12 protein-coding genes are annotated in these 10543 nt (G+C 69.5%); 9 read left to right on the forward strand and 3 right to left on the reverse strand.

Annotation, left to right across the window (positions count from 1 at the left end):
* The first annotated feature begins 9 nt into the window (after positions 1–9).
* Together KYX17_RS08520 and KYX17_RS08525 are read left to right on the forward strand one after the other, a co-directional pair.
* Positions 10–477 carry a hypothetical protein gene (locus tag KYX17_RS08520; protein WP_243226576.1) on the forward strand — a complete coding sequence of 156 codons (468 nt, stop codon included), beginning with the start codon at positions 10–12 and terminating at the stop codon, positions 475–477.
* Positions 478–527: 50 nt separating this feature from the next.
* The gene (locus KYX17_RS08525; RefSeq protein WP_243226577.1) at positions 528–1700 is read left to right on the forward strand and encodes an FHA domain-containing protein; all 1173 of its coding nucleotides are present in this window, start codon (positions 528–530) and stop codon (positions 1698–1700) included.
* Between the two features lie 9 nt (positions 1701–1709).
* On the opposite strand, the gene KYX17_RS08530 is transcribed toward KYX17_RS08525, so the two are convergent.
* Genes KYX17_RS08530 through eccD form a run of 3 tightly spaced genes read right to left on the reverse strand, consistent with a single transcriptional unit; the run spans position 1710 to position 5745 of the window.
* The gene (locus KYX17_RS08530; protein ID WP_243226578.1) at positions 1710–3047 is read right to left on the reverse strand and encodes a S8 family serine peptidase; all 1338 of its coding nucleotides are present in this window, start codon (positions 3045–3047) and stop codon (positions 1710–1712) included.
* Positions 3048–3051: 4 nt separating this feature from the next.
* Positions 3052–4401 carry a type VII secretion protein EccB gene (eccB, locus tag KYX17_RS08535; protein WP_243226579.1) on the reverse strand — a complete coding sequence of 450 codons (1350 nt, stop codon included), beginning with the start codon at positions 4399–4401 and terminating at the stop codon, positions 3052–3054.
* Positions 4402–4404: 3 nt separating this feature from the next.
* Positions 4405–5745 carry a type VII secretion integral membrane protein EccD gene (gene eccD / locus KYX17_RS08540; protein WP_243226580.1) on the reverse strand — a complete coding sequence of 447 codons (1341 nt, stop codon included), beginning with the start codon at positions 5743–5745 and terminating at the stop codon, positions 4405–4407.
* Positions 5746–6016: 271 nt separating this feature from the next.
* Here eccD and KYX17_RS08545 point away from each other — a divergent pair, with 271 nt between their 5' ends.
* The 7 genes from KYX17_RS08545 (at position 6017) to KYX17_RS08575 (ending at position 10417) form a co-directional block, all read left to right on the forward strand.
* On the forward strand, positions 6017–6331 hold the full coding sequence (locus KYX17_RS08545; RefSeq protein WP_137418805.1) for a WXG100 family type VII secretion target: 315 nt from the start codon (positions 6017–6019) through the stop codon (positions 6329–6331).
* A gap of 34 nt (positions 6332–6365) precedes the next feature.
* A complete protein-coding gene (locus tag KYX17_RS08550) occupies positions 6366–6656 on the forward strand; it encodes a WXG100 family type VII secretion target (RefSeq protein ID WP_234073807.1) in 291 nt (96 codons plus the stop codon).
* Positions 6657–6740: 84 nt separating this feature from the next.
* A complete protein-coding gene (locus tag KYX17_RS08555; RefSeq protein WP_243226581.1) occupies positions 6741–7124 on the forward strand; it encodes a hypothetical protein in 384 nt (127 codons plus the stop codon).
* Between the two features lie 74 nt (positions 7125–7198).
* A complete protein-coding gene (locus KYX17_RS08560; RefSeq protein WP_243226582.1) occupies positions 7199–8392 on the forward strand; it encodes a S8/S53 family peptidase in 1194 nt (397 codons plus the stop codon).
* Positions 8389–9804, forward strand: a complete 1416-nt coding sequence (locus tag KYX17_RS08565; protein ID WP_243226583.1) for a hypothetical protein — start codon at positions 8389–8391, stop codon at positions 9802–9804. Before KYX17_RS08560 ends, KYX17_RS08565 begins: the two co-directional genes overlap by 4 nt.
* 3 nt (positions 9805–9807) lie before the next feature.
* The gene (locus KYX17_RS08570) at positions 9808–10125 is read left to right on the forward strand and encodes a WXG100 family type VII secretion target (RefSeq protein WP_137418809.1); all 318 of its coding nucleotides are present in this window, start codon (positions 9808–9810) and stop codon (positions 10123–10125) included.
* Between the two features lies 1 nt (position 10126).
* Positions 10127–10417, forward strand: a complete 291-nt coding sequence (locus KYX17_RS08575) for a WXG100 family type VII secretion target (protein WP_243226584.1) — start codon at positions 10127–10129, stop codon at positions 10415–10417.
* Positions 10418–10543: the final 126 nt, after the last annotated feature.

The raw sequence follows: 10543 nt of genomic DNA on the forward strand, positions 1-10543 counted from the left end.
GGAGGGCGCATGGAGACGGATGCGGCGGGTCGCTTCCCGATCGAGGGCGGCCCCTTCATCAAGCCGACCTGGATCGTGCGAACGACGGCGCCCGCATCCGTTGCGCTCGACGCGTTCGCTCGCGGTCTGGTCGATGCGAAGTACCGCATGATCGACTCTGCGCCGTCGATGCGCCGGCTGAAGGCCGGATCGGCGCTGCGGTTCATCGCCTCGAACGTCGTCCCCGTCGAACTCGTCCGTGGCATGCGGACGTGGGGCTTCGAGGCGCGGGCGACGTTGTCTGCGGAGACGGATGCGGGCCGCACTCGTCTCGTGATCATGCTCGACGGGCTCGCACACGGAAGCATCACCGCTTTGCCCTACACGGCCGACGCTCTCGCTCGCGGGGCGGCTGCGCTCCTTGCGGCCGGCTATGAATACAAGGTCGCTTCGCTGACGGAAGGCAAGGGGCTGCGTCCCTCGGATGCGGGCCGGTAGCGTGGGACGAGGGCCCTCGAGCGGGCGGCCCGAGGGGAGACGGAGATTCCGTGGATGACAGCTCGGTCGTGCTGACCGTCGTGATCGTCGTCGCCGTGCTCGGCGGCATCTTCGCCGCCGGCTGGCACGTCTGGTACGCCATCGGACTCTCGCGCGTGCTCGAGCAGCGAGAGACCGAGCCCTGGCGGGCGTGGGTCCCGATCATGAACGAGGCGGAGCTCTTCCGGCTCGGCAACGTCGATCCGGTGAAGGCGGCGCTGCTGCTCGTGCCGTTCGTGAACGTCTACGCCCTCATCCTCAAGATCATGGCCGTGCACCGCATCAACAGCGAGGCGGGCCGCGGCGCGGGAACGACCGTGCTGGGGGTGCTGCTGCCGCCCGTGTGGGCTGCGGTGCTCTCCGGCGGTCATGCTCCGGCCGCGCCGCAGCAGCCCGCGGTCGCGCCCGGACGCCCCGCGCCCGTGTTCGCTGTCGCTCCGCCGGCTCAGCGTCCGCCCGGCATCCCGGATGCGGTCGTCGCGCCGCCCGTGCCGCCGGTCGCTCCCGCTGCGGCAGCTCCCGCTCCGGGCGCTGCACCCGTGGCCGCCCCTCCGGCACCCGTCGCGGGTGGGATCGGCCCCATGCGCCGGGGAGTGACTCCGGGCGTGCCCGTGGCTCCCGCTGCGGCTGTGCCGCCGCCCGTGGGCGTGCCGTCGGCCCCCGCGCCGGCTGTTGCTCCCGCATCCGCACCCGCCGTTCCGCCCACTTCCGCCGCAGCGGTGCCGCCCACTTCCGCCGCCCCGGCACAGCCCCCGACGCCCGCGCAGCCCGCACCGGTTCTGCGCTCGGGAGCGGTCGAGCCAGAGCCTGCGCCCCTCACCCGGCGCGCCCGGCGCGGCGCGGAGGACGCAAGTGTGCCCGGCGGATGGTCGCTCACCCTGCCGACGGGCGAGGTCGTCCCTGTCGCCGCAGTCGCGCTCGTGCTCGGTCGCAATCCGCGGGCGACCGCGAGCGGCGTGCAGTACGTCGCGGTCACGGATGAGGCCCGCACGGTCTCGAAGGAGCACGCGCGTCTCGTCTGGGACGGCACAGCGTGGACGATCACCGACCTCGGTTCCACGAACGGCGTGAGCCTGCTGGACGCCACCGGCGCCGAGCAGGCCGTCGCGGCGGGTGGATCCGCCCCGGTGACGGACCGCTTCGTGCTCGGCGACGCCGTGGTGCAGCTTCGCCGAGCGAACTGACCGGTTCTCTCAGTCGCGGGGCTCGTCGTCGCGGTAGAGCCCGCCGCCGCGGCGCGCAGGAGGCGTGGCCGTCGCGGCCTGTCGGCGCCGCGCCACGAAGACGCCGAGTGCCCCGGCCCCGCCGATCGCGATGAGCGCGCCGACGGCTGCCGTCGTTCCGAACAGGATGGCCTCCTCGTCGGGCGCGGGCTTGTGCACCACGACGACGGGGTCGGCGGCAGGTTGCTCCGGCGCGGCGGCTTCGCTGCCGGGGAACGGGCTCGCGGGACCGCGCAGCCCGGGACCCGGCTGCATCACGATGGCGTCGTAGGGCTGCACGACTCCCCAACCCGCCCGGTCGTCACGGGTGTCTGGGTCGCTGCGCACGGCCGTCGCGGTGAGACGATAGGCCCACTCGGCGGGGGTCTCGTCGGGGTGCGCGGCCGCCACGAGGGCAGCCGCCGCCGAGACGTATCCCGCGGAGTAGCTTGTGGCCGGGGCGTCGTCGGAGTACACGCAGTCGCCGCCGAACTGCGAGGTCGTGATGATGCTCTGCCCCGGAGCGGCGACGGCCACGTGCGAGCCGTGGATGCTGTCGTCGGTCACGACGCCCTGCAGATTCGTGGCGGACACCCCCAGCACTCCTGGATAGTTCGCCGGGTAGCGCGGCACGTCGGCCTCGGTTTGCACGAGCGAGAGGACGCTGTTGCGATTGCCCGAGCTGCCGATCACGAGGCTACCGCGAGAGGTCGCGTACGCGACCGCATCCGCCACCTCGGGCACGTCGTCGGTCGTGCTCATCGACACGTTGATGATCTGAGCCCCGGCGTCGGCCGCCCAACGGATGCCGGCCGCGAGCTTGCCGATCTGCGGGCCGAAGCCCGCCTCCGCCGTCTGCTTGTCGTCGCTGGCGAAGACGCGCACCGAGAGGATCTTCGCTTCAGGGGCGAGACCTTCGACGCCCGACGCGTCGAGCTTGCGGGCCGCGATCTGCCCGGCGATCGCCGTACCGTGCCCGTACACGTCGGTCGAGCCGTCGGGTGCCTGGCCATCGCCGACGAGATTCACTCCGCCCGCGAACGCGTCGACGAGATGCGGGTTGATCGCAAGCACGCCCGAATCCACGACCGCGACGGTCACGCCCGCCCCCCGGGTGATCGTCCACGCCAGATCGCTCTGCAGCATCGACAGCGCCGGGGGCGCTGCGCCGATACGCGTCGCGGCGTTGCAGCCCTGCGACGACTGCGCGGATGCGGCGGGCGCATCCACGGGCACGGCGCCCAGCAGCACACCCGCCAGGGCCGCTGCGGACACCGCCGCGGCAACGCGTCGGAGCGGTCGCGGACTCGTCGCGTGTGCGGAGGTCAAGCGATCAGCCTCCCGCCGTGGGGGTGGGCAGCGGGCGCGAGCCGTCGGTGGATAGGCCGGCCGCATCCTCGGTCAATGCCGGACCGGTGCGCAGCAGGTCGATCCACACGTCTGCGGCGGTGCCGATGTCGTCGGGGGTGAAGCCGAGTCGTGCGATGGTCTCCTCCGTGGCGCCGGGCAGCGCGTAAGAGGTTCCCGTGGCGTCGACCAGCGTCACCAGCGCGGTGTTCTGATCGCCGCGGCCCCCGGATCGCACCAGGGCTCCCGCACCAGCGGTGACACGCACCTGAACGGTGACGCTGTCGGAACGCGGCTGAGTGGCCAGCACGGTGCGAGTTTCGGTGTTATCGCCGATGAGCGCGGCACAGGGGCGGTCGTCGGTGTCGATGGCGGTGAAGCTCTGCGTCGGCCAGTCCGCTCCGCCGGCGCGCTTGTCCGCGGAGGGAAGGCTGCCCGTCTCGGCCTGCGTGACCTCGCGCACCTGCGAAGTCTGGCCGCCGAGCTGGTACAGCTGCCAAGCAAGCGGTGTCAGCTCGGCGAGGGTTCCGTCGGATTGCACGAGAGAGCGCTTGTCTTCGGGCTCACCCGCAGCGTGCACGACGTCTCCGACCCGCAACGATGTGCCTTGCACCGCGGCACCCGCGTTCGAGACGCGCAGGGGGGCGAGATCCGCGCCCGGCGTGAACAGGTTCAGCCAGTCGACCGGAACCTTCACCGGGTTGAGCGTGGCGATGCCGGCGGCGCGCAGCACCGCATCGCCGTCGTTCTGCGAGACCGCGAAGCGCAGCCCGTCGGAGATCACGTAACGCGAACCGGCGGCATCGACGACGACGGCCCGCCCGCTCGCCTCCTGTGGGGCAGTGCCACCGATGCGCACGTCCAGTGCGGCGTCGTCGGTGACGCAGGCGCCCCAGCCGCTGTTCGTCAGCCCCGCCGGTGTGGGAATCTCGTCGGGTGCGCCGACGATGCCCAGCGTGGGGCCGAGGCGGACGCCCTCGAGGTTCTGCTGGTCGGTGTCGATCACCTGGAAGTCGCTGGAGGGCAGCAGAAGGCGGGCGCTGGCCGTGTTGATGACGGGGTACAGCACCCCCTCCTGCGTGATGAAGCGGGACCCGGTGTCTTTGACGATGATGAGCTTGCCGTTGTCCCATCCGTTCGGCAGTCCCGGCCGGATGAGCCCGTAGAACACCCCGACCAGGATGACGCCGACGGTCAGCGCGATGGCGGCGATCACCGCGCGAAGCGGTGCGGTGGGCTCGAGCTCCTTGCCGCCGGGGGCGCCGCTGACAAAGGCCGTGAGCAGGCGGCGGCGCGAGAAGGTCTGCGCCTCGATGAGGTCGTTCTTGGTCGCCATGGCTCAGGCCAGCCCCGCCGCGATGACGCCCAGGGGCAGCAGCAGCGCGAGCAGCACGAGCTCGACGGTGTCGGACAGCCGCGCGAGGCGCGTGCGGGCCTTGGGGGAGAGCAGCGTGACGGTCACCACGATGGCAGCGGCCACCCCCAGCGCGATGAGCAGCGCCGTGCGCAGCTCGGGTTGGGTGAGCGAGATCGTCAGGCCGGATGCGGCGAGTCCTGCCGTGCCGACGGCCATGATGGCGAGCACGCCCGAGCGGGCGTAGGTCTGGCGCGACGGGAACATCATTCCGAGGAACGCGAGTGTGCAGAGGATCGCGCCCACAACGCCGTCGGAGGCCACGAGCGGTGTCGCGGCGAGCACGGCGATGCCGAGCGCGACGCGTAGGGCGACGAGGGTGCGCTGTCCACGCGCTGTGCGCGCCCGCACGTCGGCGGCGTCGATCGGCTGCGGGTCGGCGAACATGTCCGCGTCGCTCTGCGGTGAGATGACGCGCAGACGCGTCGAGCTGAGCACGAGCCACGGCAGGGTGCCGGAGAGTGTGCCGACGATGCCGATCATGAGTGCGTAGGGCGCGACCGTCCCCTCCGGGAGCAGCGCCGTGATCGCGGCCGCGATGCCGACGACTCCACCCAGCGCCACGGGAACGAGTTGCACCTCGGCGCGGTCGGGCATGAGTGCGAGCGTGGCCCCTCCCACGACGAGCATTCCGAGCCCTGCCGCGGCGAGCGGCCAGCCCCACAGATCCAGCGACGCGGGCACGGCGAGGTATCCCGAGAGGGCCGCGAAGACGGATGCGGCGATGCCGAGTCCCTGGCCCGCTTCGAGTTGCCCGAGCCGGGCGACGACGGCGGCGACGGTGGCGAGGATGACGGCTCCGCCGCCAGCGATGAGCGCGCCGAGTCCGAGCGAGGGGCCTGCCGCCAGAAGGAGAAGTGCGCAGAGGCCGAGGAGAGTGAGGCTGACGGCCAGGGCGGTGCGTGCGTTGTCGCGTGCCGTCCAGGGGCGGTTCTGCTGGCCGGTGGCATCGATCACCGCTTCGACGATGTCGTCGTAGACCCGCGGCTGGGCGATGAGGCCGCCGCGGGCGAGGGTCAGCACGTCGCCGTCCGAGACGCCCTGCGGCGCGGCACCCTGCGCCGCATCCAGCACCGTGCCGTCGGCCTTCTGCAGGGCATAGCCCGCATAGGTCATCGTGGGGTCGAGTACACCGAGGCTCCGGGCGAAGCCGGGCATGAACTCGATGAGCGGCACGTGCGCAGGAACGCCGATGTCGAGTCGGCGGCCTTCGCTCTGTACGGAGATCCGAAGTAGCGCGCGCGGCGCGCTGATCGTCTGGGCCACGGTGCGGGCTCCCCCTCCGGCTCGGGCGACAAGATGCGCTGTCCTCGCGCGCCGCCATTCTATGGTCCCCCGCACGACGGGCATGGCTGCTGGACGCCGCAGTGCGGGTGGGTTATAACGTGAGAGAAGTCTCATGGCAATGCCCTGTGGAGAGCTTGCCCACCCCTCGAAAACCTCCCTAGCTTTAGATCGGTCGGTTTCCTACGCCCTTCATTTCAGGAAGAGCGGCCGGCTGGCGGGAACGCCGATGATGAGGGATGAGGGGGAAGTCGTGGCAGATGTGATCTCCGCTGAAGAGGGTGCTCTCAAGCGCGGCGCCCAGGCAGTCAACACGGCCAAGGCCGGTGTTGACCAGCAGGTCAAGAAGGTCCGTTCCGAGATCGAGCAGGTCTCCGGATTCTGGACGGGCGCCGCAGCCGGCGCTTACACGCAGCTCATGGCGCGGTGGAACCAGGAGACCACCAAGCTCAACGAGGTGCTGGTGACGCTCGAGGAGGCCCTGTCGGGCACGGAGCGCGACCAGGCCGCCTCGGAAGAGTCGCACCAGCAGACGATCTCCGGTCTCAACTCGATGATGGGCGCCTGACGCTTCGGCGCAGGCTTTCGGAAAGGAAACGTCAATGCAGTCCATGTCCGTCCGTCCCGAGCAGGTCATCGCGCTCTCGCAGCAGATCCGCGGCGGCGCCAACGGGATCAAGTCGCAGCTCGAGACCCTCGAGTCCGAGGTCGGCAAGCTCCGCGCCTCCTGGAACGGTGAGGCGCAGAACGCCTACGACGACGCTCAGCGCAAGTGGAACCAGTCGCTGATCGCCCTCAACACGCTCCTCGAGCAGATCGCGGCGAAGACCGAAGAGATCTCGCAGGGCTATGTCTCGACCGACCGTTCGGCCGCCGGGCGCTTCGCGCTCTGACACACCTCGTGTTGCGGGTCGGCCGGTGATCAACCGCGCCGGCCCGCATCCGACTTTCACACACAGACTTTCCGGGGGAACACCATGAGCATCGCGAACCAGATCTCGCTCAGCCTCGATGTACTCATGCAGAACATCACTCGTCTTCAAGAGCAGGCAGCGACGTTGCCGACTCCAGATGAGATCAGCACGACGGAGGGCTCCACTAAGGAGAAGGCGCAAGCGGACTACGTCGATGCTCTGAAGCGGTACGCGGACCGCGTCGCGAAGAAGACCGAGCTCGTCAAGTTGTACGTACAGACCAACGCCGAAGCCCTGCAGAAGGCGTCGGAGGCGCTCCTGACGACGGACGGAAACACGTCGTTGGAAGCTCGCCAGGCTGCTGCCTTCATCGAGGCCGCCACTGCCGCGCCCCAAGACGCGCCGGGCAAGCAGGTCGGTGGTCCGATGACGGAACGCACCTGGTGAAAAGTCCCTCGACCTCGCGCCGCGGTTGGCGGGCCATCACTGTCCTGCTTCCGGTAGCAGCTTTGACGGTCGCTGTGTCTGTGCCGTCATCCGCGACTGCCGACGACGGTCAGTGGTGGTACGACACCTACAAGGTTGCGGACGCGCACGCGGCCGGTTGGACCGGCGCGGGCATCAAGATCGCCGTCGTCGACAGCCAGATCAATCCGGACTTGCCCGACTTCGGCGGCGCGGACCTGACTGTGGCTGCTGGCGCAGCTTGTGAGGGCGCGGAGCCGGCGTCCACGGAGGCCACCGCGCTGTCAGAACACGGCTCGACGGTGACGGCGATGCTGATCGGGAACGGCACTGGCGTGGCCGGAACGAAGGGTATCGTCCCGGACGCATCCGTAACCTTCTACGGGGTGGGCACGCTGGAGGACTGCACGCCGACGACCGAGGTCGAGCAGTCGGGGCACACACCCCTCGGGTGGATGCTTCAACGGGCGCTCGATGATGGCGCGGACATCGTCTTTACAACCATCGTCGTCGGCCAGGTGTCATCTGCGGATGTGAGCACGATCGCGCAATCTATCGCGCGCAAGGTGCCGGTCGTCGCAGGCAACCCCAACAATGGCTTCTCTCAAGGGTTCCTCCCCGCGAGCCTTGACGGTGTCGTCGCAGTCAGTGCCGTCGATCAGAATCTCACGCTGCCCACCGGCGCGCTCGGGGTCGCCAATGCGATCCCTGAGACGACCGTGGTTGCGCCTGGAGTAGCGATCTCGACTCTCGGTGACGGCAGCTCGTGGGATGTTGCGGGATTGGGTACGGGGACATCCTTCGCAACCCCTCAAGTGGCTGGCATTTTGGCCGCAGCGATGCAGAAATACCCCGACGCGACCGGTAATCAACTGCTTCAGTCGCTCGTTCACAACACAGGCGGACAAGAGCATCCACTCAGGTACAACGAGACTGACGGGTTTGGCTACGGAGCGGCCTCGCTCACGCGTGTGCTCGCCGTGGACCCGACTCAGTATCCCGATGAGAACCCCCTTTTGGATAAGCGACTCGACCAGCCATCGGCCACCGACATCGCCGATGCCGAGAAGGCGCTCGCGTCGGCGGCGCCTACGGCTCCTGGCGACAGCTCGCAGGGGAGCGGGGCCTCGGTTGTCCCAATTCTGATCGGCGTCGGTATCGGCGTGATCGTTCTCGTCTTGGTCGCCGTCGTGGTGACCGTCATCATCATCCGTCGAAACAACCGCACCCAGCGAAAGGGGCAATCATGAGCGAATGGGAGACGCGCCTCCAGAATCTCGCCAACGCGCCAGACTGGACGCTTCCGAATCTTCCACAGGTCGGCGAAGCTCTGGACGCGCTCACGACGTTGCTCAACCGCGTTGCCAGCGACACCGGTCTGACGGGTGACACTGACCGCGAGGCCATCGCGCAGATGGAGGCGGCGAAGCAGGACATCGGTGACCTCATTGACGTCGTCAAGACGACGCTCCCCGCCGCAATCAGCATCGCGAACACGCGCCGCGAAGAGGCACAGCGTCATCTGGCAGCGCTCGGCTCGGGGTCGTTGAGCGCAGAGGATCAGCAAACGATCCGTAATGTCGCTGCGGGCACAACGATCTTCTTCCCCGGCTTCTCCATCATCGCGGGTGAAGGCGCCATCGCCGCAGCGAACTGGTACCTCGGGTCTCAGCGCGAAGCACAGGCGAAGACGGCGGTCGAGGCGGTGAGCAACGCCCTCAACGAAGACCAGCGGGCGTTCCCGGACCTCCCGCCGATGGCGAATGTCTACGGGAGTATCCCGAACATCCCGCCGCACTTGCAGGACACGAACATCGATCCGGGCGGGCCTCAGACCCCGAGCTTCCAGAAGTACCCCGACTACAACGTTCCGGTCGGAGTGCCCCCTGGGCAGGGCGGCGTGATCATGCCTGACCCGGACGGCGGTGGCCCGCGCTTCGTGCCGAACGATCCCGACGGCGGCGACAACGGCGGCCCAGGTGGTACCGGGCGCCCTCCGATCTATAACGGGTTGCCTCTGCCCGGGCCGGGCGTCATCGTTCACCCCGACGGCCCCACGGATGGCATCGGGACGTACCCCGGCGGCGGTCAATCACCGTGGGCGCCTGTTGGCCCTGGAGGGTCGGGCGGGCCCGGCGGCTCCGGCGGACTCGGCGGAGTCGGCTCGGGCGGTTCCGGGTCGGGCGGTCTCTCCAGCGGCTTCATGGCGGGCGCCGGAGGTGCCGCGGCTCTCGGCGGTCTCGGCAAGGCTGCGGCCGCTGGAGGACTCGGGCGCCTTGGTGGCATCGGCGGCGTGGGCGGTGGCGGCGGTGCTGGTATCGCCGGGGTGGGCGGTGGCGGCGGTGCTGGTATCGCCGGGCGTGGTGGTGCCGGTGGCCTCGGTGGCGGTCTCACGGCTAACGCCGGCGGCGGCGCAGGCGGTGGACTCCTCGGCAAGGGCGGCGTCGGTGGCGGCGGTGCCGCTGGTGCCGCCGCTGAAGCGGGCGGCTCGCGTGGTGCTACCGGCATGATGGGCGGTGGTGGTGCCGGTGCGGGCGCCGGTGGCGGCGGTCGCAGCGACAAGAAGGGCCGCGGACTTGGCGGGCCGATCGCGCCGTCGATCGAAGACGATGCAGAGTTCGGCCCTCGCTCCGAGGGCGCGGGCGCAGGGGGAAGGGACTGACACATGAGCGAGAAGATCTCCGCAGAAGAGGGAGCGCTGCTGCGCGGCGCCGAGGCGGTCTCAGCGACCTACCTCGACATTGCCGACAGCACCCGACGCGTGATCGCTGAGCTCGACCAGATCCAGTCGATCTGGCAGGGCGAGGCTTCGCAGTCCTACGCGCAGATGATGCAGACGTGGACGGCGGGCGCGCAGAAGATCAACCAGACGCTGGTCCACCTGGAGGAGGCGTTGCGCTCCACGGAGCGTTCGCAGAACGCTCTGGAGGAGCAGCACCAGTCCACCATCGGTGGTCTGGGTGCGATGATGGGAGGAGCGTGAGATGGGCGATCTGAGCATCACTCCAGCGGCGCTGACCGCATCTGCAGGTGAGTTGCGCCGCGAATCGCAGCGCATCGAGGGCGCCCTGCGTGCTCTCGAGCAGGAGGCGAACCGCCTTCGCGGTAACTGGGACGGTGCGGCCCGCGTGGCCTATGACAACGCGCAGCGCGCGTGGTCGATGGAGTTCGAGCACATGAAGACGGTGCTCGCCCGCATCGCGTCGGCGACCGAGTCGATCGCTGAGGACTACGTGACCACCGACCGCAACTCGGCAAAGCTGTTCCAGCGCTGAAAGACATGCTGAAGCCGCGGGTCGACGCGGCCTGATGTCGGCATCGGGGAGCGAACGAGAGCGTTCGCTCCCCGATGCCGCTTCCGGGGGGAGAAGAGATGCGAACTCGAGCGTCTCGCGCTTATC

The sequence above is a fragment of the Microbacterium sp. CIAB417 genome, from assembly GCF_022788845.1.